The following is a 23033-nucleotide window of genomic DNA, read 5'->3' as shown; positions in this document are numbered from 1 at the left end:
CATGGATTTCTTTGAGCTTCTGCAGGGGCATGCGGCTGTTTTCCTGCTGCTGCTGACGAGGGTCAGCGGCATCTTTGTCATTTCTCCGTTTTTTGGCAGCCTGAACATTCCCGTATATTTCCGGGCGGCGGCTTCGCTGGCCTTTGCCATTGTCCTGTTTCCCGTTGTGGATCATCTGGCGGATATACAGGCGCCGGCATCTGTGCTGGCCTATACCGGCACAGTGCTCTCGGAGCTTTTTATCGGCTGGCTGATCGGGTTTGTGGCCTATATTTCGTTTTCTGCGATTACGATGGCGGGCAAGGTCATGGATATGCAGGTCGGATTTGCTATTGTCAATGTCATGGATCCTACTTCCGGTCAGCAGATGCCGCTTATCGGAAGTTTTCTTTATAATTTGAGCATCATCGTGTTTTTGGTGACAAACGGGCATCATATGATTATCGCATCCTTGTTTGAAAGCTTCAAGGCCGTGCCGATGCTGACCATGAGCCCGAACCTTTCGCTTCCGCTCATCATTGCCAATTTCACTACGGGGATTTTCCTCACGGGAATGAAGATTGCTATGCCGGTGACGTTTGCCATTCTGCTGACCAATGTCGGGCTGGGGATTCTTGCTCGTACGATGCCGCAGATGAATATCTTTGTCGTAGGCATTCCGATGCAGCTGACGGTGGGCGTTTTGATCCTTTCAATGATTTTGCCGTTTTATGTGCTTTTTCTGGATGTGTTGTTCAATGAAATGTATGGAAACATCAGAATTGCATTGCAGGCCCTGCAATAAATCGCCGTTTTGCTTCGATTTGCAGCGGTTTGCCGGAGACAAGACCGAAGAGCCGACCTCCAAGAAACGATCTGACGCGAAGAAAAAAGGTCAGGTCGGGCGCAGTACGGAGCTGAGTACAGCATTTGTCCTGCTGATCGGATTTGTGATCATTCAGGCGCTGTGGGAGCATATCTATACGTCCATCGCGACGTATACCACCTATATACTCAGCCATCCCAATCAGCCGGTTGATACCGAGAATATCATCCGTATTTTTATCGGTATCATCGAATTGCTGGCGCAGACGGCACTGCCGATCATGCTGGCTATTATGATCGTCGGTCTGGCGGTCAATCTTTTTCAGGTAGGGCTGAATTTTAATACAGAGGCAATTAGCTTCAAGCCGGATAAACTCAATCCGATCAATGGATTCGGCCGGATGTTTTCCAAGCGGTCACTGGTAGAATTGATTAAGTCCTTGCTGAAAATTCTGATCATCGGCTACTTTCTTTACCGATTCTTATCCCGGCAGCTGCTGGCTATGCCTCAGTTTATCTATTTTGATCTCGCAACCAGTCTCGGGCAGATGTCCAAGATCGTTTTCAATATGGCGTTTCAGGTGATCGGTGTGATTTTTCTGCTCGGTCTGATGGATTATGGCTATCAGAAGTGGCAGACGACTCAGGACCTCAAGATGACCAAACAGGAAGTCAAGGACGAGATGAAGCAGACGGAGGGAGATCCGCAGATCAAGGGCAAGATCCGGCAGAAGCAGCGTCAGATGGCAATGTCGCGCATGATGCAGGAAGTGCCGAAGGCCGACGTTATCGTCACAAACCCGACTCATTTTGCCGTTGCGCTCCAGTACAGCAAGGGGATGCCGGCGCCGCGCGTCGCCGCGAAGGGGCAGGACCTTGTGGCCAGACGGATTAAGGATATTGCGCGGGAGGCCCATGTGCCGATCGTTGAAAACCGGCCGCTGGCCCGGGCGCTTTATGCGAGCACGGAAGTCGGAGATCTGGTTCCGGCAGAGCTCTATCAGGCTGTGGCCGAGGTTTTGGCTTATGTTTACCGTCTGAAACATCGACGGCGCGCATGATCCGCAAGCATATTCAGGATAAGGAGATTTGTGTATGGCTGCACCACAGGCAGCTGCCGCGCCCCATGTATTTGGCAAAGGCAGTTTCGTTCAAAAATACAGTGATGTTATGATTGCCGTCGCGATTATAACGATCGTTGTCATGATGATTATTCCGTTGCCGACGCTGCTGCTGGATATGTTGATCTGTCTGAATATCACGATCGCATTGCTGGTGGTTATGTCGGTCATCTATAATAAGGAAGCGTTGGATCTGTCCATTTTTCCTTCGCTGCTGCTGATTACGACGCTGTTTCGGCTGGCCCTGAACATTTCGTCGACGAGATTGATTCTGCTGGATGGGTATGCCGGAGAAGTGATTACGGCTTTTGGTAATTTTGTTGTCGGCGGTAATCCGGTGGTCGGCTTTATCATGTTCATCATTCTTGTCGCCATCAATTTCATCGTTATCACCAAGGGCTCGGAGCGTGTCGCAGAGGTGTCGGCCCGATTCACATTGGATGCCATGCCGGGCAAGCAGATGTCCATTGATGCGGATTTGAATCAAGGGGCGATCACGGATGCCGAGGCGAGAATACGGCGTGAGAAGATACAGCATGAGGCAGACTTTTTCGGCGCGATGGATGGTGCTTCCAAGTTTGTCAAGGGCGATGCGATTGCCGCGATCGTTATCATGTTCATCAATATTACGGGCGGTTTTGTCATCGGCATGCTGCAGCGCAATCTGGAAGCAGTTCAGGCCCTGCAGACATATACCCTGCTGACCGTCGGCGAAGGACTGGTCAGTCAGATTCCGGCGCTGCTCATCTCTACGGCGACAGGCCTTATCGTTACGCGTGCCGGTGCAGAGGGCAATCTGGGCAGCGATATGGTCGGTCAGCTGTTCCGCAATGATCGTATCTTTTTCATTCTGAGCGGCGTATTGCTTTTCTTTGCTTTGGTGCCGGGGCTGCCCGGACTTCCGTTTACTGTTCTGGCGGCATGCTGCTTCCTGATCGGACGCCTTCTGCGCAAGAGTACGGAAGTCAAGGCAGAAACACAGCAGGAAGCCAAAAAGGTACAGGAGAAAAAGAAAGCGACGACGCCGGAAAATATTGTCTCGTTGCTGCAGGTTGATCCGATGGAGCTGGAAATCGGTTATTCGCTGATTCCGCTGGTGGATACGGGTCAGGGCGGAGACCTTTTGGATCGTATCGTCATGATTCGCCGTCAGTGCGCGTTAGAGCTGGGACTCGTTGTTCCGACTATTCGGATTCGGGATAATATCCAGATCAAGCCCAATGCTTACATTATCAAGCTGAAAGGCATTGAGATCGCCAAAGGCGAACTCATGCTGGACCATTATCTGGCGATGAATTCCGGAACGGTGTTCGAGGAAGTTCCCGGCATTGAGACGACGGAGCCGGCCTTTGGACTTCCCGCGCTGTGGATCCCGGAAAACGAGCGTGAGCAGGCAGAGCTCAACGGGTATACTGTAGTAGATGCCGTATCTGTGCTGGCAACGCATCTGACCGAAGTGATTAAACAGCATGCCGATGAGATTTTGGGCCGTCAGGAGACGCAGAACCTTATCGACAATCTCAAGAAGAGCAATCAGGCGCTGGTGGACGAAGTGGTTCCAGAGCTTCTCACAGTGGGCGAGATTCAGAAGGTGCTGGCCAATTTGCTCCGGGAGCGCATTTCGATCCGCGATATGGAGACGATTCTCGAGGTGCTTTCCGATTATGCAAGGGCAACAAAGGACACGGAAATCCTTACGGAATATGTGCGCCATGCCATGGCCCGCCAGATTACCCAGCAAAATGTTCAGAATGGAACGCTGCCGTGTATTACCCTGGATCCGGCTTTGGAAAACCGGATCGCCGGCGCTGTGCAGCATACGGATCATGGTTCTTATGTAAGCATTGATCCGGATTCCATGCAGAAGCTGATTCAGGCGCTCAATGATACACTGCCGAAGCTTACGGATATGGGGTATCAGCCGATTGTGCTGACAAGTCCGGCTGTGCGCCTTTACTTCCGCAAGCTGGTAGAGCGTTCTGTGCCGGGGCTGATTGTCCTTTCTCATGCGGAAATTGATCAAAGTGTGGAAATCCAGATCCTTGGGGTGGTGAAGATTTAAGTGCAGATTAAAGTAGTCAAGGCTCCGACCATGAAGGAAGCTATGCAGCAGGTGAAAGAAGAACTGGGCAGCGACGCAGTTATCCTGCATACCAAAAAGTATCGTGAAGGCGGCTTTCTCGGGTATCACAGCCGTGAAGTCGTGGAAGTAACGGCGGCCATTGAAGATCAGGATACCAAAACGGTGAAAAAGCAGCGTGTACAAGCACGGACCGGGCGGACCGACCATGCGGGGCGGCCGTCCGGCGGACGTCTGGATATCGTTTCTCCGGCCGCGCCGGTTCTTCCCAATCAGGTTCTGTCCCGGTACAAGACGAATGGAACCGAAACGGGTGTACATATGGCAGAGACGCAGTCCCCATCTGCGGCTCCGCCGCTTCCGACAGGCCCCAAAACCGAATATGCACCGAAGAATCAGAGGGGAGATGAACGGGAAATGAACCGTCAGAAAGAGGCGGCATCCTCTCGTCCGGAAGATACGGAAAAGATCCAGCAGCTGGAAGAGGAACTGGCGCAGATGAAAACCCTGCTGGCTCAGGTTATGAGCCGGGAGCAGACACAGGGGGAGGTATCGATTCAGGAGGCACTGCGCCGGCAGGAAGTCGATGAAGAAATTCTCAAGGACATGGCGGCGAAAATGCCGGCAGGAGATACCCTGCTCGATAGTCTGGACGGGAAGGCAGTCGACGTGCTGGCGGCATATCTCGGACAGACCGTTCATTTTTCCAAGGGGATACAGCTGGGTCAGGGCCGCCCGCGGATTGTGGCACTCATCGGTGCTACCGGCGTGGGAAAGACGACGACACTGGCAAAGATTGCAGCGCGCTTTGTTTTGGAGCAGCATGTTCGGGCCGCATTGATTACCGCGGATACGTATCGAATTTCGGCGGTAGAACAGCTAAAGACCTATTCGGATATTATCGGCCTGCCGCTGGAAATTGTCTATTCTCCGGATGAACTCAAGGTGGCGATCCACAAACATCGCGATAAAGATTTGATTCTTATCGATACGGCCGGCCGCAGTCAGCACAATGAATATCAGATGAAGGAGCTGCAGGATTTTTTGGCTGTCCATCCGCATATTGAGCGCCATCTGGTGATGAGTGCGACGACAAAGGGCCGGGATGCCTCGGATATTCTGGATAAATTTTCGGTCTGCCGCCCGGATTGTGTGATTTTCACCAAAACGGATGAAACGAGCAGTGTCGGCTTAATTCTCAATTTGTTGGCAAAAAGGGAGATCGCATTATCCTTTCTGACGAATGGGCAGAGCGTCCCTGATGATATTGAGCCGGCAACATCGAAACATTTGGCACAGCTTCTGCTGAGGGAATGACATGGGAGATCAGGCGCAACGATTACGCCAGCTGGTTGGCGGAAAAACGGAGTATGAAGCAGGGCGATGGAATCCGCCTGCTTCCAGCGGCGAGGCAAGAGTGCTGGCTATTACCAGCGGGAAGGGCGGCGTCGGCAAGACGAACCTGACCGTTAATCTGGCCATTGCCATGGGGATGGCTGGCCAGCGCGTTCTGGTAATCGATGCCGACCTTGGCATGGCAAATGTCGATGTGGTTTTGGGTACAAGGTCGGGAAAACATCTGCTTCACCTGCTGGATGAGGGGACCTCGCTGAAGGATGTCCTCATTCAGGGGCCTTATGGCGTGACGTATATTTCAGGGGGATCAGGCATTGAAAAGGCCGTCGACTTCACGGCAGCGGAGCGTCAGTGTCTCATGCAGAAGCTGGCGGACTGCGGGGAGATGGCGGACGTGATCCTCATTGATACTGGTGCAGGGCTTGGGCGAAATGTCATGGATTTTGTTCTGGCAGCGGATGAGGTGCTGCTGGTTACGACGCCGGAGCCGACTGCGCTTACGGATGCGTATGCCGTCATGAAAGCATACAGTATGTATGCCTCCCGGCAGGCAATCCGTCTGGTGATCAATCGCGTTTATGATGAATCGGAGAGCCGTGACGTCGCAGCGAAGCTTCAGCAGACCTCAGAGCGATTCCTTCACATGAACATTGACTGTCTCGGCTATGTCTTTGAGGATCGGTCCGTCATGCAGGCTGTGCGCCGTCAGATTCCGTTTTTGGTCGCCAGTCCCGGCGGGACGGCCTCCCGCTGCATTCAGGCGATGGCCGCCTCTTTGCTCTATGATCGGCCTATGACTGTGACGAGGGGATGGAGAGGTTTTTTGCGACAAATTTTTAATTTTGCGCGTTAAACGTGGAGGAACTTTTATATGGCGGGCGAATTAATTAAAGCAGGGAAAGTTTTAAGGATCGGTCAGCGCGTGGAGTTTTTTGTGGAAGACAGCGACGTGCGGTATGCGAGCCGGATTGAGGATATGACGGATGACCGTCTGATCGTGGCAATGCCCATGGACAGCAAGCGGATTCCGGTTATCCCCCGGAGGGGCGAGCGCTTGTATGCGCTGGCTGTCGGTGAGCAGTGCCGTTATCGCTTTTTTTCGGAATTCTATGGCGCTGGCAGCAGCGACAATCAGATACCGGTCTGGTATATTTCCAGACCGCAGGAAGTCGAGCGCCATCAGAACAGGGAGTTTGTGCGAATTCAGCTGAACCTGCCTGTCTGTGTGCGTCTGGTTGACGAGGAAGGTACCATAATGGAGCCGATTTCCACCCGTATGGTGGATCTCAGCGGCAACGGGATCTGCTTCGTGCTGGATCATGCGGTGAAAATCGGTTCGAAAGCTGCCGTCGAGTTGAGTGCTATTCCCGACATCGAGGCCGGCGAGCTGATGTGCCAGATCGCCCGTTGTACCCGGATTGACAGGGAAGACGGCGTTGCGGTATATCATGTCGGCGCATCCTTTCAGCATCTTTCCCGCGCAATCAGCAACAAGATTGTCCGCTATTTGTTTGGCGTACAGCGGACGCGGATTGCCAGAGGGATTATTCATTGAAGCCTGAAGCAGCATGCAGAAGGACTGTGTGAACGAGGTGAACGAGATGATTCGTGTCTTGGTCGCTGACGATTCGGCATTTATGCGAAAAGTATTGGGGGACTTGTTCAGCCGGCAGCCGGATTTTGAGCTGGTGGGAACGGCGCTCAATGGCAGGGATGCGATCAGCAAAGTCAAGGAACAGAGACCGGATCTGATGACCATGGACGTCAACATGCCTGTGATGAACGGACTGGATGCGTTGGCCGTCATCATGAAGGAATGTCCGCTTCCCGTCGTTATGCTGAGCAGCTTGACGCAGGAAGGGACGGAAGCGACGATACAGGCGCTGAGTCTTGGCGCAGTGGATTTCATCAGTAAGGCCGGCGGATCGATCTCCAGCATCGATACGATTGAGGAGGAGATCCTGAGTAAATGCCGCAACGCGGCGCGTGCGCATGTGCAGCCGATTGTGATGGCAAAGGAGCCGCCTGCTGCTTTGCCGGTGAAAAAGCGGATTGAACTTTCAACGCGCCATGGGCTGCGGCCGCCAACAACTTCCAAAGAGCCGACTTCAGCTCATGCGGTACGGCTGGCCAGACGGGAAAATCCGCTGCTGAAAAAACGAAGTCCTTTGCCGGACGGGATGAATAAGCTGAATATCATACCGGCAGCGGGCTCAGAAACGCGGCCGGCCGGCTGTCGTCTGGTTGCAGTCGGTACTTCTACCGGCGGGCCGCAGGCCCTGCAGCGTGTCATTGTGCAGCTGCCGGCCGATCTTCCGTGCGGCGTCGTGGTGGTTCAGCACATGCCGGCTGGCTTTACCAAGGCACTGGCCGACCGGCTGAACTCCATTTCCCGGATTGCGGTCAAGGAGGCGGAGGACGGAGAACTCATTCGGCCGGGTCATGTATATATCGCGCCCGGCGGTTATCATCTGAGAGTTGAAGCTCGGCAGACGTCAATGTATATTTGTCTCGGACAGGATCCTCCGGTCGGCAATCATCGCCCTGCGGTCAATGTGATGTATGATTCGGTTGCATCGCTGGGAAGGCAGTTGGTCGCCGTCATCATGACCGGTATGGGAAGCGATGGCTGCGAAGGAATGAAAAAAATCAAGGCGGCCGGTGGGTATAGTATTGCTCAGGATGAAGCGACCTGCGTGGTTTATGGCATGCCGAAAGTCGTCGTAGAGGCTGGATTGGCTGACGAAGTTTGTCCTGTTCAGGACATTGCCCGGGCGATTGTCAAAGCGGTAAGGAGATAGAAAGGATATAGGGGGAATACGCATGGATACGAATCAGTATATGGATATGTTTTTGGATGAATCGCACGAACATCTGCAGTCCCTGAATGAGGGCCTTCTGAGTTTGGAAGAGAATTCCGAAGACGTATCGGTCGTCAATGAGATTTTCCGCAATGCGCATACGCTGAAGGGTATGTCGGCGACGATGGGCTACAATAAGATTGCAGAACTGACGCATGAGATGGAGGATGTTCTCGATTTAATTCGCAAAGAACAGCTGAAGCTCAATGAAGATATCATTGATACCTTGTTTAAATGTCTGGATTCGTTGGAACAGATGATTAACAGCGTTGGCGATGGTGAATCGGAAGATGTTGTGGATGTAACGGATCTTGTGGCCAAGCTGAGTGCCATTTCCAAAGGGGAGCCCGTTTCCGCCGCTTCGCCAGCCAAGCAGGAACAGTCTGCTGGGGAACCTGCTCCTGCCGGCATAGAACTGACGGATGTGGACCGCGATGTGCTCCATCAGGCAAAGGAGGGCGGCCTGCTCGGCATCCATGTGCGCGTTACGCTGGCGGATACCTGTCTGCTTAAGTCCGCTCGTTCGTATATGGTCATGAACGCACTCGATGAGCTGGGGGATGTCATTAAATCAGTGCCGTCGGCTGAGGATCTGGAACAGGAAAAATTTGACCATTCTTTTGATGTACTGGTCATTACCGCGTCTGATGCGAAAGCGGTGGAAGACGCGCTGAACAGTATTTCCGAGATTGAAAAGATAGAGACGGAGATCGTAGATCCTGATGCGAAGTCCGCTGCACCGGAGCCGGCTGCACAGCCTAAAAAAGAAGAAAAAGCGGCGCCGAAGACGGCCCCCGCAGCTGCAGCCAAACCTGCAGCCAAGCCTGCGGCAAAATCTGCGGCAAAGGCAGCGCCGGCCAAGAAGCAGCATCATGCCAGCCAGTCTGTCCGTGTCGATATCGAAAAGCTGGATACGCTTATGAATCTGATGGGCGAGCTGGTCATCAATAAGGTTCGTCTGGAACAGATCGGTCAGACGCATCGCCTGGCCGAACTCACTGAGACGCTGGAACAGATGGACCGCGTTACGACGGACCTGCAAAATATCGTCATGAAAGTCCGCATGGTGCCGGTCAGCGCGGTATTCAACCGCTTCCCGCGTATGGTGCGCGATGTCTCGAAGGAACTCAATAAAGAGATTAACCTGACCATTGAAGGTGAGGAAACAGAGCTGGACCGTACGGTCATCGACGAGATCGGCGATCCGATCATGCACCTGCTCCGCAATTCTCTGGATCACGGTGTCGAGCATCCGGACGAACGCGAGGCAAAAGGCAAGCCTCGTACGGGTGAGGTCGGTCTGATTGCCCGCCATGAGGGCAACAACGTCGTCATCATGGTGACGGATGACGGCGCGGGGATCAATGCGGATGTCATTCGCCGCAAAGCCGTGGAGAAAGGCATGATCAGTCAGGAAGATGCCGAGAAGATGGACGATGCCGATGCAGTCCGCCTGATCTTCCTGCCGGGCTTTTCTACGGCGGATAAGATCACGGATATTTCCGGACGCGGCGTCGGCATGGATGTAGTCCGCAGCAAGATCGAAGCGTTATCCGGCCATGTGGATGTTGAGACGAAAATCGATGAAGGCTCGGTATTCAAGATCAAGCTGCCTCTGACGCTGGCTATCATTCAGGCTATGCTGGTCAAAGTTCAGGAAGAGATGTATGCGATTCCGCTCGGTTCGATCGACAGCACGATCAATATTCAGCCGACGGATATCAAGACCGTCCGGAATAAAGAGGTCATCGTACTTCGCGGTGAAATCATTCCGATTATCCGTATGGAGGAAACCTTGCAGGTTCCGCATGTCAAGGATTCGGATGAGATCTTTGTCGTTGTGGTCCATGCCGGCGAAGCGAAAGCTGGTATCGTTGTGGATAATCTGATCGGACAGCAGGAAATCGTTATTAAGACGCTGGGCAATCTTTTTGCCGGACTGAAGATGTTCTCCGGAGCAACGGTTCTGGGCGATGGACGTGTGGCACTGATTCTGGATGTCGCTACGATGATGCAGCAGTAAGAGGAGGTTTTTGGGATGGCAAATGAAGATAAAATGAATGAGATGGATGAAGGACGTCAGGTCGTTGCCTTCAAGCTTCGTGATGAAGAATATGGGGTAAGCATCCTGAATGTTCAGGAAATCCGCAATCTCACCGATATCACGCGTGTGCCTTTTTCTTCTGACTTCATCAAGGGGGTCATCAATCTCCGCGGATCGGTTTTGCCGGTTATTGACCTGAAAAAGCGGCTGGGTTTGGCCGAGACCCCGTATACGGATGATACGCGGATCGTCACAGTCAATATCGATGATCTGCATGTTGGCATGCTCGTTGATGCAGTTACGGAGGTATTGACGATTGACAGCAAGCCGATCGATACGAAAAAGGCGATGAATGATAAGAGCGGGTCCCGCTTTTTAAGCGGCATCGGCAATGTGGACGGACGTCTCATCATCATGCTGAATCTGGAAGAGATTATCGGCACGGCGGGAGAGGGAAAGTAAACATCCGGCCGTGTGGACACGGGACGTGCTTCACGGTACGTCCCATTCATATAACATGAGGAGTCAGATTATGACAGATGAATTGAACCTTTCCGCCGCTCAGCTGGATGCTTTGCGGGAGATCGGCAATGTCGGTGCCGGGAATTCCGCTACGGCGCTGTCGCAGGTCATTAACCGCCGCATTGATATGAATGTGCCGAAAGTCGCGTTGGTTCCGCTGGATGCTGTTCCGGATCTGGTCGGCGGCCCGGATGCCGTCGTGGTAGGGATTTTTCTGCGCGTTTATGGCAAGGCACCGAGCAATATCCTGTTTCTTTTGCCGCAGCAGAGTGCATTCTATTTGGTAGATACCCTGATGGGAAAACCGCATGGCTCGACGTCCAGTCTGGATGCCATGGATCAGTCTGCGCTGATGGAGATCGGCAACATTCTTTCCGGTGCGTATCTCAACGCCTTTTTTACCTTTACGAAGATTACCATGCTGCCGTCCATTCCTGCTTTGGCTATGGATATGGCCGGTGCCATTTTGAATGTGGTTTTGGCTCAGTTGGGGCAGATGGGGGATCAGGCGCTGGTTATTGAAACCGAATTCCTCTCTGAGGATGATGGAATCAGCGGACAATTTTTCCTGGTGCCTGATCCGGGATCCTTGAGTACGATTATTGACGCAGTGGGAGTTGAATGATATGGCAGAGCTTATCCGGGTCGGTATGGCCGACTATAAGGTAGGGCGCGCTCCCGCTTCGCTTATCAGCTATGGCCTTGGCTCATGCATAGGTATTTCGCTTTATGACCCGCAGGCAAAAGTAGGGGGGCTGCTTCACATTATGCTTCCGGACAGCACTCAGGCGCGGCCAACGGATAATCCGGCAAAATTCGCGGATACTGGCCTGCCGCTGATGCTGCAGAAGGTGCTGGATTTGGGAGCATCGCGGAGCCGGTTAGTGGCAAAGATGGCTGGTGGAGCGCAGATGTTTGCCTTCGCCAATGCGACGGATATTATGCGTGTGGGAGCCCGCAATGCTGAGGCGGCGAAAAAAATTCTGCAGGATATGAATATCCGGCTTATCGCCGAAGATACGGGAGGCACCTACGGGCGCACGGTTCAGATCGATCTGGAAACGGGCGTTTACAAGGTGAAGACGATTGATAAGGGCGAAAAAGAGATTTGATACCAATCGATGGCAGGTGAAGCCGTTTTGTTTAAATTAGGAATGTCGCTGGTGTTTGCATTTATTGCAGCGATGGTCATTGCACTCGCCGGACTGATCAGTGATGTGAGACTGATGACCATATTGGTCCGGAGTTTGCTGGGGTTTTTGGTGACCTGTGCAGGGGTTTGGGTGGTTTCTTTCCTTTTGGAAGCCAAGAATCTCGTCGGGTTTGATAAGAATTTGGATCTGATCGGTGAAGAGGAGCCGAACCCGAAAAGTCCCGAGGAGCTTGATGCTGAGGATCTGGCAGCTCAGGTGGCTGATTCGAAAGAAGACAGTGAGCCGGTGCAGGATCCGTCGTTTACTCTGCTGACAAAGGATAATCTGAAGCAGGTGAAGCCCCCGGAGTCGTGAGAAGAAAGAAGAAGCCGCTGATTCAGGCGGCGTTGGTATGAATTGCTTAGGGATGAGCGATGGAAGGAGGTCTTGCAAATGGATTCTTTGGATCAAAGCCATGATGAAAATTTGACAGATGTCACTTCCCTCTGGCACCGTTATCTGGCGCATAAAAACATTGATTTGCGCAATCAGCTGGCGGAGCATTACCTTCCGCTGGTGAAGCTGGTGGCCGGACGTCTGGCGATCAGTCTTCCCGCGCATGTGGATCGCGATGATCTGTTGTCAAGCGGTTTTTTTGGTCTGCTGGATGCTATCGACCGGTACGATATGGAGCGGAAAAACAAATTTGAGACATATGCCGGAGTGCGCATCCGCGGAGCGATGCTCGACTATTTGCGTTCCAAGGATTGGATTCCCGTAGCAGTTCGTCAGAAGATTCGCCGTTATGAGCAGGCGGTTTATGAATTGGAGACGCGTCTGGGACATACTGCGACGGATGAAGAACTGGCGGAAGAGTTGGGCCTTACGATCGGCGAGCTTCAGAAGCTGGAAAGTCAGGTCAGCGTAGCTACGATCATTCCGCTGGATGATTACTTGCGGACGGATACGCCGGCTTCGCAAGAGGACGGTCCGTCCGAACAGGTGGAGAAGTCCGAGCTGCGAAGCATTCTGGCTGCGGCCATCGAACGGCTGCCGGAGAAGGAGAAGAAAGTGGTTGCTCTTTATTATTATGAAGAGCTGACGCTGAAGGAAATCAGCATGATCCTTCATTTATCCGAGGCGCGAATCTCTCAACTTCATACCAAAGCCGTATTTCGGCTGCGTGGATATCTGTCCAGGATGAAAGCGAATCTTGTGTAGCTTATCATCATCCTAAGGGGGATGTATCATGGATGACCAGACATTGCACCCGGCAGTAGGCGGGAAAGAAGCAGGATACCTGTTTGAATTTCGGGAAGACGGCGTTTATTTGACGATTTTCCCCGATGCAGCAAACGGTCTTATGTTTGAATTATTGGATCTTCGGCAGGTTCTGCAGGATAACGGAGTTACGGATTATGATATCAGCCGGCTCTCGCATATTGTCCGCGAAGCCGCCGGACAGCCGGCCAAACTGACCAGTGTGCTGCCCTCGGAGAACGGACCGGAAGATGTGCCGGAAGAAGAGGACGAATCCGATAAGAACGATGCTGCAGAGGAAGAACAGGATGCGGCGGTCATTGTGGATATCAGCCATGACCGCATGAGCGTGACGGTGCGTTATGATACCAGCACGGGGACAAGGCTTCCTTCTGCGGAAGCAGTGGAGCAGGCGTTGGCGGACAGCGGTGTGGTTTATGGAATTGATGCGGATGCGATCCGGTCGGGCATCGAGGGCTTTTCTCCTTTTATCGCCGCGAAGGGGAAGCCGCCGCGCAATGGTGAAAACGCACGGATCGAGCGTCATTTTGATCTCGGGGTCAAGGGACGCCCGAAAGTGGATGAGCATGATCGAGTCAATTATAAAGATATGAATCTTTTTGTGCTGGTTCATAAAGGCGATGTGCTGGCTGTGCGTATTCCGCAGACTCCGGGCGAACAGGGCAAAGATGTCTGCGGGAATGATGTAGCGGCCCGGAATGGCCGCCCTATTCCTATGCCGCAGGGCAAGAACACGGAGGTCGTGGATGAGAATACGCTGATCGCGTCTATTGACGGGCAGATCGTCGACAAAGGACGCAAGATCGATGTGGATCCGCATCTTGTTATTCGGGACAGTGTCGGTGTGGGGACAGGAAACATTGATTTTGCCGGAAGCGTAGAAATCAAGGGCAATGTCGAGGCTGGTTTTGTCGTCCGGGCGACTGGCGATATTGAAATCGGAGGCATGGTCAGCGGCGGCGACGTCGAAGGGCGCAATGTGATGATCAGCGGCGGGGTCAACGGCATGAACAGAGGAAAAGTACGAGCGAAGGAAGATGTTCATGCCTCTTTTGCAGAAAATGCCGTCATTGAGTGCGGAGGGACGCTCTATCTTTCTGATGTTGCGCTGCATTCCACACTGAGTGCCGGCAAACGCATCCTGCTGGAGGATCGGCGTGGGATGATTACCGGAGGCAGTTCCGCCGCCGGTGAGGAGATTCGCTGCAAGATTGTTGGCAATCAGGCTTTTGTCGTAACGCGTATGACGGTGGGCGTCAATCCGGAATTGGAGCGGAAGTACCGATTATTGTGCAAGGACTACAAAGAGTCGAAGCAGCGTCTCAAGCAAATCACGCAAATGCTCAATACGTTGAATAAAATCGATATCAGCCGCCTGCCTCAGGAGCGTATCGATCAGATCAACGCGCTGACACGCTCACAGTTTCCGCTGGCAGGGAAGCTGAAACGGGATGAAAGTGAAATCAAGCGGTTGGAAGAGGAACTTTCGAAAATGCAGAATGGCAGGATTCGCGTCAGTGATACGATCTATCCGGGGGCGCGTATATCCATTCATTCGATCATGATGAATGTACAATCTGAAATCAAAAGGGCCACCCTTACGGTGAAGGATGACCACGTCGATATTGGGCCTTATTAAGAAAGAAGGGGAGCGTCATGGATGTCAGCCCGATGAGTATGCAGATGCTGGTCCCGCGTGCGGCGGACGCGACTCAGGTTCAGCACAATCTGAATCAGGCGAATGCATTGCAGCAGGATTTTCAGTCTGTTCAGCAGAAAGCGGAGGATAAACTGAAACAGGAGCAGGTCCGGGGCAAGGATAATCCGGAAGACGGGCGTATCCGGGAAGATCCGGATCATCGGCAGAAGCAGGGCGGGTCTCAATCCGGGCAGCGTCATCATGAGGATCAAAACGACGAGGAGTCTGTGAATTATGCAGTGGATCCGTCCCGCGGTCATTTTCTGGATATCAGCTTATAGGAGGCGCTAGGGGTCATTTATGGTCACAATGTTTGGATTCCTGATTATTGTCGGGGCTGCTTTGGTCATGGGCGCACGCTGGCTTTCACACAGGCAGACAGCGGAGGAAAGCACCGAAGAGATGCGGGCATCTGCCGATCAGTTTAAAGCGGAAATGGAGCGTTCAGCCGATGCGGTTATCCATCGTCTGAGCAGCCATATTCGCCATTTGGAAACGTTGCTTCAGGATGCGGAGGAGCGCAACGACCGATTGGAGCGGAATCTGGCGGAAAGCAGGAGACTGGATGAAGAATGGAAGCATCGTTCGGCGATGCTGGAACAGGATCTGCAGGAGGCGCAGCGCCTTTCCCGGGAGCTCTTTATGCGTCCGGCTGTCCCGCCCATGGCGTCTGTTCTGCCGGAACAGGCGGGGGCAGAGCGGGTAGATGCCCAAGATTTTGCCGCTGTACTTCATCAGTCGATGGAGCGGGATGAGGCGCGGAATCAGGATGGCATCTCTTACGAGAAGGCGCGTCAGGCTGTCGGACTGGCCGCAGCCATGGAGAGCCGTCCACCGGAGGAACAGCAGGATGCGGTGAATGAGGAGGAGCCGGATGCGGTGCAGAATACGGCCAAGGCCAGAGCGTTGCTGCTCAGCGGATATTCGGTGGAGGAGGCGGCACGCGAAACTGGTATGGGACGAGGTGCGATAGAGCTTCTTCAGGAAATGAACCGCCGGGAACTGGAAAACGAATAACTTTTCAAATGAAATGGCTCCTGCCCGGAAGAGCAGGAGCCATTTCATTTGAGGGAGACAGCGCATTGATCAGGAATGTGACGCGGAGCGGAACTCGTCCAGCTTTTTCATGGCTGCACCGGAAGCGATGACCTGACGCGCTTTTTCTATGCCGGACGCAATGCTGTCGGCCTGTCCCCCAACATAGATTGCGGCACCGGCGTTGAGCAGGACGATGTCGGTTTTCGGCCCGGCTGCTCCATGGAGGATGTCCAGTGTGATGCGGGCGTTTTCTTCGGGGAGGCCGCCGCGAATATCTTCCTTCGTGCAGCGTGCAAAGCCGAAATCTTCCGGTTTTACGGTATAGCGACGGAACCATCCTTCACGAAATTCGCAGACGCTGGTCGGGGCACTGAGTGAAAATTCATCGAGACAGTCCTGACCATAGATTACCATACCGTTTTTTACCCCGAGGGACAGCATGACTTTGGCCAGCGGTTCCAGTAAATATTCATCGTAAACACCGAGCATCATGCGGGTGGGATGAGCCGGATTGGTAAGCGGTCCGAGAATATTGAAAACGGTACGGATGCCAAGCTCTTTGCGGATGGCACCGACATATTTCATCGAGGCATGATATTTTTGAGCAAACAGGAAGCAAAGACCGATGTCCTGGAGTTCACGAACCGCCTTTTCCGGCGGCTGGTCAAGCGAAACGCCGAGCGCCTCAAGGCAGTCGGCGGCGCCACATTTTGAGGAGGCGGCACGATTTCCGTGCTTGGCAACCCGCACGCCTGCGGCAGCAATGATCATGGCGGCTGTGGTGGAAATGTTGATACTGTGGGCGTGGTCGCCGCCGGTTCCGACGATGTCGAGGACATCCAGCTGATGATTAACCTTCAGGGCGTGGTCGCGCATCGCTGCCGCCGAGCCGGAGATTTCGTCGATGGTCTCGGCTTTGGTGCTTTTTGTGGACAGGGCGGCCAGATAGGCGGCATTTTGTACCTGAGAAGTTTCTCCGCTCATGATTTCATCCATGACAGTATACGCTTCCCGATAGGTAAGATCCTGTTTGCTGACGATTTTCTCAATCGCTTCTTTTATCATAAGTCCTCACTCCTGTTACAAACGTTACAACTTTACATAGTAACATTATCATTCCTCTATAAAGTTGTCAATCCTGTGTTTTGCCGGGAGTTGTTTTTTACAAGATAAGGATTGACAGGCGAAGATTATTTGGATATACTAGACAGGTGGTCTGCGGGATGTAGCGCAGTTTGGTAGCGCGCCTGCTTTGGGAGCAGGATGTCGCAGGTTCGAATCCTGTCATCCCGACCATTCTGCGTCAGTAGCTCAGTTGGATAGAGCAACGGCCTTCTAAGCCGTGGGTCGGGGGTTCGAATCCCTCCTGACGCACCAGTATATATGTGCTTTTGTGTTCCGTGACTTGTTTTGTCAAGGCGGACTGCAGGGCGTTTCGTGGCAGTGCAGAGCGTTTCTCTGCACTGCTTTTTTTATCCGATGCCAATGGGGATCCTGTTTGGGCGGATTGGGACGGTTCTTTTGCTTGATATGGACGGAGGAAAAGATTATACTGGATGTATCTGCGAGAAGCAGCAATGAGAGAAGGATGTGGTTCGTTTTGAAGGGAATTTTTTGGCGGGGGTTCTGGAGGATCTTCCGCGGATATTGGAGTTCGGAGCATAAATGGAAAGCGAGAGGCTTGCTGGCATTTGTCATTGCCCTGAATTTTTTTGATGTGTATCTTCTGGTCCGCATTAACACCTGGTATAACAAATTTTATAATGCGCTGCAGCAGTATCAGGCGGATCAGTTTTGGCCTTTGGTCGGAACGTTTACCCTTTTGGCCATGCTGCATATCGTCGTTGCGGTTTACGCGATTTATCTGCGGCAAATGGTGCAGATAAAGTGGAGAACCTGGCTGACGGACCAATATCTGGGGCGGTGGATGCGGAAGCAGGTATATTATCGCCTGCAGGTGCTGCGGAGCGATACGGATAATCCGGATCAGCGAATCAGTGAGGACATCAATCAGTTTGTCGCTTTGACGCTTCAGCTGTTGATCGGCTTCCTAAAACAGCTGACTACGCTGGCGGCCTTCGGCGTGGTGCTTTGGAATTTGTCCGGTGCGTTTACCGTTCCGTTCGGAAGCCGGGAATTCGTGATCTATGGCTACATGTTCTGGTTCTCGTTGCTTTATTCGATGGTTGGCACGGTTTGTGCCCATCTGGTCGGACGGCGTCTGATTGGACTGAACTTTGATCAGCAGCGCTTTGAAGCGGATTTCCGTTTTAATATGATGCGGGTGCGGGAAAATAGTGAGAGCGTTGCGTTTTATCGCGGTGAACAGCCGGAGTCTGTCGGGTTCCGGGAGCGTTTTGCCAAAGTGATCCGCAATTACTGGCAGCTTATGCGCCAGACCAAGCTCCTGAATTTTTATGTTAATGGATATGGGCAGCTGGCCATTATTGTCCCTCTTGTGCTGGCCGCGCCCCAGTATTTTGCGGGTACGATGGCACTGGGCGGCCTTATGCAGACGGTTTCGGCCTTTGGGCGGGTTCAGGATGCGCTGTCGTATTTTGTGGATTCGTATGATACCATTGCCCAGCTGGCCGCTGTGACCCGCCGTCTTGCTGGTTTTACCTCTCATATGGAAGAAGCGGCTTCGATTCCGAACGGCGTAGTGCGCCGGGAAACTCCGGCAGGAGCGGAAAAAGCCGTTTCGCTGAATGAGCTTCAGGTATGTCTGCCCGACGGGCGCACTTTGCTGAGAGATTGCACACTGAAACTGCCGCAGGGATGTCGCGTTCTCATTACAGGCGCTTCGGGCTGCGGGAAGAGCACATTGCTGCGCACGTTGTCTGGCATCTGGCCGTATGGCAGCGGAAGCCTCACTTTGCCGCAGGGAACGCGCGTTTTGTTTCTCCCGCAGCGTCCATACCTTCCTCTCGGCAGTCTGCGGCGCGCCCTGTATTATCCCCTTTCGGCCTCAGGCAGTGAGGACCGCTTAAAGGAAGTGCTGCGCCTGGTCGGACTGGAGGCTTTTATCGCGCGTCTTGATGATCGGGACGACTGGAGCCGTATTTTGTCTTTGGGCGAGCAGCAGCGCCTTGCTTTTGCCCGTGTTCTGCTGGTGAAGCCGGACTGTGTGTTTTTGGATGAGGCGACGTCGGCGCTGGATGAGGCGCGTGAGCAGGAAATGTATGACCTGCTGCGCCGACAGCTTCCGGCGATGAGTGTAGTCAGTGTCGGTCATCGCTCCACGCTGTTTGCCAGACATGAGGAGGAGCTGCATCTTTTCGGCGACGGAAGCTGGCGGATTCGGTCGATTCCGGCCAAGGTATGATAGGGATGCGGAGGCGTTGGCCGGACCGGCGTTTTCCCTGTTTTTTCAGAAAGAGGTCGTATACTATAGATACTATTGGATTGAACGGGATGAATTGAGAATGAATCGACGGGAGTTTTTGAAAAACATGATATGCCTGGGAACAGGCGCTGTGATTCTGCCTGGTCTGTGGCAGATGAAGGCCGCGGAAGCGGCCTGGAATGCCGGCGGATACGGTGTTTCGGTTGACAAGGATCTCGGCGTTCCCATCCGCGAAACAAATCTTTCGTTCCGTTCATTGGAGAATCGTGAAACGACCAATGGCATCGTGGTTCATCATATCGGCGGGACGAACCGCGACGTTTCGGCTGAGGAAGTTCATGAATGGCATCTGAACAATGGCTGGGCCGGAATCGGGTATCATTTTCTGATCCGCAAGGATGGAACCATTGAGCGCGGACGGCCGGTATGGGCTTTGGGCGCGCATTGCTATCAGCATAACTGGCATACGATCGGAGTGAATGTCGTCGGCAATTTCATGGAGGCGGTTCCGACCGCTGCGCAGATCAATTCGGCGGCGGCATTGATGGCGGCGCTCTGCCGTTTTTATGGGATTGCACCGGACCGGAGGCATATCAAGGGGCATCGGGAGTATAACTCTACGGACTGTCCCGGCCGGAGCCTGTACAATATGCTGGATCATCTCGTGGATATGACGGCAGAGCGGTTTTGACGAAAGGAGGTCGGCGTCATGCGGTATCGATGGTTTGCAGACGAAGAGGAACGCATGGATGAGTTTGGCGTTCCGGTCAGCAGGGCGGTAAAGGATGAGGCCTTACCGCCGCGGCGTCCGGGCTATGCCCGCGGAGAGCTTCTGGCCATCGCTTTGGCCGCAGTCATTCTGATCTATGAGTGGGTGGTTGACGATACCTCCATGATATTTGTCTGCGTATCCTTCCTGATCTATGAGATGCGGCCGCTTGCTTTGCTTTTTCTGGGGCCGGCCGGTCCTGCGGCGGCGAATGTGATGAAAGGGTTCAGTCTGGCTGTATTTCTTGGTGCAGTATTGATTGCGTTTTTATGAATGGATGATTCCGTTCATAAAAACGCTTTTTTATTTTTCAATAACGATTGCTATGAAACCGTTAAAAATGCGATAGTTGAGAAAATATTTGTAAATATCGTATAAATTTTATTTTTATAGAAGGAAAAAACGTAAACTTTATCGAATCAACTAAGTATAATAAGATTTCATGGAGATAGGAATATCGGCCGCGGGATTATCGGCACGGGGAAAGATTTTCTGGATGTCTCTGATGAAAAAAGGCATGTATCATGCAAACATATGTCTATTCTGGTAAATGCTGCTGGGCAGCGCGTAGTAGTGAGAAAAGCCGGTCTTTTAAGGGGAGTTCGGTTTTCTATCATAATCCAAGGGGGATTTTTTATGAGAAAGACAGAATGCTTGGCAATGATCCTGGCTGGCGGTCAAGGCAGCCGTCTGGGAGCGCTGACGAAAAAAATTGCGAAACCGGCTGTGCCGTTTGGCGGGAAATATCGCATTATTGATTTTCCTTTGAGTAATTGCGCGAATTCCGGCATAGATAAGGTCGGTGTCCTGACGCAGTACCGTCCGCTGGAGCTTCATAATTATCTGGCTTCCGGCAGCGCCTGGGATCTGGATAAGAAGGAAGGCGGGGTCTTTATCCTGCCGCCGTATGCCCGGGAAAAAGGGGCGGACTGGTATCGTGGAACGGCAGATGCTATTTATCAGAATATGAATTTCATCGATATGGCAGATCCGGAATATGTATTGATTCTTTCGGGCGATCACATTTACACGATGGATTATTCCTGGATGCTTGAGGCGCATAAGATGAATAAGGCCGAAGCGACGATTGGCGTCATTGAAGTTCCATGGGAGGAAGCGCCCCGTTTCGGCATTATGAATACGGACAAGGCAGGGCGGATTGAAGCGTTTGAGGAAAAACCGTCGAATCCGAAGAGCAATCTGGCTTCGATGGGAATTTATATCTTCAACAAGAATTTTCTGGAGAAATATCTCGAAGAGGATGCCCGGGATGAAACGAGCAGCCATGACTTCGGGAAGAATATTATTCCGAAGATGCTGTCAGACAAAGCGCGTCTTTTCTCGTATGCCTTTGACGGATACTGGAAGGATGTAGGGACGATTGAAAGCCTTTGGCAGGCAAATATGGATTTGCTGCAGGATGTTCCGCCTTTTGAACTTAACGGCGATTGGAAGATCTACTCCTCGAACCCCTCGATGCCACCGCATTATGTCGGACCGGACGCTAAGGTTAAAAATTCGATGGTCAGTGAAGGCTCGATGGTTTTGGGAGAAGTGGTCAATTCAGTGATATTCCCGGGTGTGCGTATAGGCCGGGGAGCCAGAGTTTCCAATTCGGTGATTATGCCGTCGACGGTGATCCGCGATCATGCTGTGGTCGATTATGCGATTCTTGCACAGAACTGCGAGGTGGCGGAGAACGCAAAAATTGCCGGCGAAAAGGGCGCGATCGCCGTGCTGGCGGAGGGCGAAACGGTCCTTTCGGAAGCGGGAAGCAAGCAGGCCGGCTGATGGCGTATTTTCCGCAGCCCCGTTACATGGATATTGCAGGATCGGAGTGGATGAAATTGAAAACAGTAATGGGAATTATCAATCTGCAGGAGGATAACAGCCTGATTCGCGAACTGACGGACCGGCGGTCTGTTGAGTCGGTCCCCTTCGCTGGACGCTATCGGCTGATCGATTTTACTTTATCCAGCATGGTCAATTCCGGGATTCAGAATGTTGGGATTATGCTGCCGGATGAACCGCGTTCCGTGCTGGATCATCTGCGCTCCGGCAAGGACTGGGATCTGGCCCGCCGCCATGATGGCTTGTTTTATCTTCCGGCGCCGCAGCAGGAGGGATTGAACCGCAAGGGCGATTTGAAAAATTTTTATCACAATCTGGATTTTTTTGAACATGGCACGCAGAAATATGTTTTGCTGACGAGCGGGAGCTTTGTATACAATATTGACTTCAACGAGATGCTGCGTTTTCACCAGAATACGAATGCGGATATTACCATGATCTATCATACCGCTTCCGAAGAAACCGTGGGCCGCAACGTTGTTTTGGAAACGGCGGAAAATGGTCTGGTTACAGATATTTCTGAAAAGCCGGCGGTTTACGATGGTTCCAAGGTGGCAATGAGTATTTATCTGATGGAGAAGCGTGTCTTTGTTGAAATGGTCCGCTATACCTATGAACATGGCGGGCAGGATCTTCTGATGGACGGGATCATCCGCCGCGTCGGCGAATATAATATTTTTGCCTGCGAGCATGATGGTTATGTGGCCCATGTAGATTCCACTGCAGCATATTATAGATCGAATATGGACGTACTTCATCCGAAAATCTGGGAAGAGCTTTTTATGGGGGATCGTTCCATTTACACCAAAGTGAAAGATGAAGTGCCGGTTCAGTATAAGGAAACGGCAGATGTCCGCAATTCGCTGATCGCCAATGGATGCATCATACGCGGCGAGGTGGAGAACAGCATTTTGTTCCGTGGCGTCAAAGTCGGGAAAGGAGTCAAGATCAAAAATTCCATTATCATGCAGAAGTGCGATATTCAGGATGGAACCTTGATTGAAAATGTGATTTGTGATAAGAATGTGGTGATTACGAAGGAAAAATGGCTCAAGGGAGCGCAGAATTATCCGCTGATTGTCACCAAAAATGTCGTGATCTGATGTTGGTACAGGCCGTTGTAAGGAG

At 52.5% G+C, this 23033-nt stretch carries 22 protein-coding genes and 2 tRNA genes; 23 read left to right on the top strand and 1 reads right to left on the bottom strand.

Annotation, left to right across the window (positions count from 1 at the left end; translation table 11 throughout):
• Nucleotide 1 precedes the first annotated feature (1 nt).
• The 16 genes from fliR (at nt 2) to FYJ78_RS02325 (ending at nt 15918) form a co-directional block, all read left to right on the top strand.
• Entirely contained in the window at nt 2–784 is a 783-nt protein-coding gene (gene fliR / locus FYJ78_RS02400) for a flagellar biosynthetic protein FliR (protein WP_154619783.1), read from the top strand.
• A complete protein-coding gene (gene flhB, locus FYJ78_RS02395; protein ID WP_154619781.1) occupies nt 738–1865 on the top strand; it encodes a flagellar biosynthesis protein FlhB in 1128 nt (375 codons plus the stop codon). The genes fliR and flhB overlap by 47 nt, the downstream gene beginning before the upstream one ends.
• Before the next feature lie 34 nt (nt 1866–1899).
• Nucleotides 1900–3987 (top strand): flagellar biosynthesis protein FlhA, encoded by a 2088-nt coding sequence (flhA, locus tag FYJ78_RS02390; protein ID WP_154619780.1) that lies wholly within the window; start codon nt 1900–1902, stop codon nt 3985–3987.
• Nucleotides 3988–5322 carry a flagellar biosynthesis GTPase FlhF gene (gene flhF / locus FYJ78_RS02385; protein ID WP_328597616.1) on the top strand — a complete coding sequence of 445 codons (1335 nt, stop codon included), beginning with the start codon at nt 3988–3990 and terminating at the stop codon, nt 5320–5322.
• 1 nt (nt 5323) lies between these two features.
• Complete coding sequence (locus FYJ78_RS02380; protein WP_154619779.1) at nt 5324–6214, top strand: MinD/ParA family protein; 891 nt, start codon at nt 5324–5326, stop codon at nt 6212–6214.
• 18 nt (nt 6215–6232) lie between these two features.
• On the top strand, nt 6233–6916 hold the full coding sequence (locus FYJ78_RS02375; protein ID WP_154619778.1) for a flagellar brake protein: 684 nt from the start codon (nt 6233–6235) through the stop codon (nt 6914–6916).
• Nucleotides 6917–6944: 28 nt separating this feature from the next.
• Complete coding sequence (locus FYJ78_RS02370; RefSeq protein ID WP_328597615.1) at nt 6945–8162, top strand: protein-glutamate methylesterase/protein-glutamine glutaminase; 1218 nt, start codon at nt 6945–6947, stop codon at nt 8160–8162.
• 22 nt (nt 8163–8184) lie between these two features.
• Complete coding sequence (locus tag FYJ78_RS02365) at nt 8185–10245, top strand: chemotaxis protein CheA (RefSeq protein ID WP_154619777.1); 2061 nt, start codon at nt 8185–8187, stop codon at nt 10243–10245.
• A 15-nt stretch (nt 10246–10260) separates the two neighbouring features.
• Nucleotides 10261–10728 (top strand): chemotaxis protein CheW, encoded by a 468-nt coding sequence (locus FYJ78_RS02360; RefSeq protein ID WP_154619776.1) that lies wholly within the window; start codon nt 10261–10263, stop codon nt 10726–10728.
• 70 nt (nt 10729–10798) lie between these two features.
• The gene (locus FYJ78_RS02355) at nt 10799–11413 is read left to right on the top strand and encodes a chemotaxis protein CheC (protein WP_154619775.1); all 615 of its coding nucleotides are present in this window, start codon (nt 10799–10801) and stop codon (nt 11411–11413) included.
• Between the two features lies 1 nt (nt 11414).
• On the top strand, nt 11415–11900 hold the full coding sequence (locus FYJ78_RS02350) for a chemotaxis protein CheD (RefSeq protein WP_154619774.1): 486 nt from the start codon (nt 11415–11417) through the stop codon (nt 11898–11900).
• 9 nt (nt 11901–11909) lie between these two features.
• On the top strand, nt 11910–12296 hold the full coding sequence (locus tag FYJ78_RS02345) for a hypothetical protein (RefSeq protein WP_195847828.1): 387 nt from the start codon (nt 11910–11912) through the stop codon (nt 12294–12296).
• Nucleotides 12297–12374: 78 nt separating this feature from the next.
• A complete protein-coding gene (locus FYJ78_RS02340) occupies nt 12375–13142 on the top strand; it encodes a FliA/WhiG family RNA polymerase sigma factor (protein WP_154619772.1) in 768 nt (255 codons plus the stop codon).
• Between the two features lie 28 nt (nt 13143–13170).
• The gene (locus FYJ78_RS02335) at nt 13171–14841 is read left to right on the top strand and encodes a flagellar assembly protein A (RefSeq protein ID WP_154619771.1); all 1671 of its coding nucleotides are present in this window, start codon (nt 13171–13173) and stop codon (nt 14839–14841) included.
• A gap of 32 nt (nt 14842–14873) precedes the next feature.
• Nucleotides 14874–15182, top strand: a complete 309-nt coding sequence (locus FYJ78_RS02330) for a hypothetical protein (RefSeq protein WP_154619916.1) — start codon at nt 14874–14876, stop codon at nt 15180–15182.
• Between the two features lie 19 nt (nt 15183–15201).
• Nucleotides 15202–15918 carry a hypothetical protein gene (locus tag FYJ78_RS02325; protein WP_154619770.1) on the top strand — a complete coding sequence of 239 codons (717 nt, stop codon included), beginning with the start codon at nt 15202–15204 and terminating at the stop codon, nt 15916–15918.
• A gap of 69 nt (nt 15919–15987) precedes the next feature.
• Here FYJ78_RS02325 and trpD read toward each other — a convergent pair whose 3' ends face one another.
• Nucleotides 15988–17004, bottom strand: coding sequence for an anthranilate phosphoribosyltransferase (gene trpD / locus FYJ78_RS02320; protein WP_154619769.1), 1017 nt, complete (start codon nt 17002–17004; stop codon nt 15988–15990).
• 154 nt (nt 17005–17158) lie between these two features.
• Here trpD and FYJ78_RS02315 point away from each other — a divergent pair.
• From FYJ78_RS02315 to glgD, 7 genes are all read left to right on the top strand, one after another.
• A tRNA-Pro gene (locus tag FYJ78_RS02315) sits at nt 17159–17235 on the top strand.
• Nucleotides 17236–17239: 4 nt separating this feature from the next.
• A tRNA-Arg gene (locus tag FYJ78_RS02310) sits at nt 17240–17316 on the top strand.
• 211 nt (nt 17317–17527) lie between these two features.
• Nucleotides 17528–19264 carry an ABC transporter ATP-binding protein/permease gene (locus FYJ78_RS02305; RefSeq protein WP_154619768.1) on the top strand — a complete coding sequence of 579 codons (1737 nt, stop codon included), beginning with the start codon at nt 17528–17530 and terminating at the stop codon, nt 19262–19264.
• Between the two features lie 100 nt (nt 19265–19364).
• Complete coding sequence (locus tag FYJ78_RS02300; RefSeq protein ID WP_154619767.1) at nt 19365–19976, top strand: peptidoglycan recognition protein family protein; 612 nt, start codon at nt 19365–19367, stop codon at nt 19974–19976.
• Between the two features lie 18 nt (nt 19977–19994).
• Nucleotides 19995–20327, top strand: a complete 333-nt coding sequence (locus FYJ78_RS02295; protein ID WP_154619766.1) for a hypothetical protein — start codon at nt 19995–19997, stop codon at nt 20325–20327.
• A 363-nt stretch (nt 20328–20690) separates the two neighbouring features.
• Nucleotides 20691–21845 carry a glucose-1-phosphate adenylyltransferase gene (locus tag FYJ78_RS02290; protein ID WP_154619765.1) on the top strand — a complete coding sequence of 385 codons (1155 nt, stop codon included), beginning with the start codon at nt 20691–20693 and terminating at the stop codon, nt 21843–21845.
• A gap of 56 nt (nt 21846–21901) precedes the next feature.
• Nucleotides 21902–23008, top strand: coding sequence for a glucose-1-phosphate adenylyltransferase subunit GlgD (glgD, locus tag FYJ78_RS02285; RefSeq protein ID WP_154619915.1), 1107 nt, complete (start codon nt 21902–21904; stop codon nt 23006–23008).
• Nucleotides 23009–23033: the final 25 nt, after the last annotated feature.

It is taken from the genome of Wylensekiella montiformis, from assembly GCF_009697385.1.
Taxonomy (GTDB): Bacteria; Bacillota; Negativicutes; order Selenomonadales; family Selenomonadaceae; genus Selenomonas_A; species Selenomonas_A montiformis.
The sequence above is the reverse complement of the archived record's forward strand: the minus strand, read 5'-3'. Positions and strand labels throughout refer to the sequence as shown.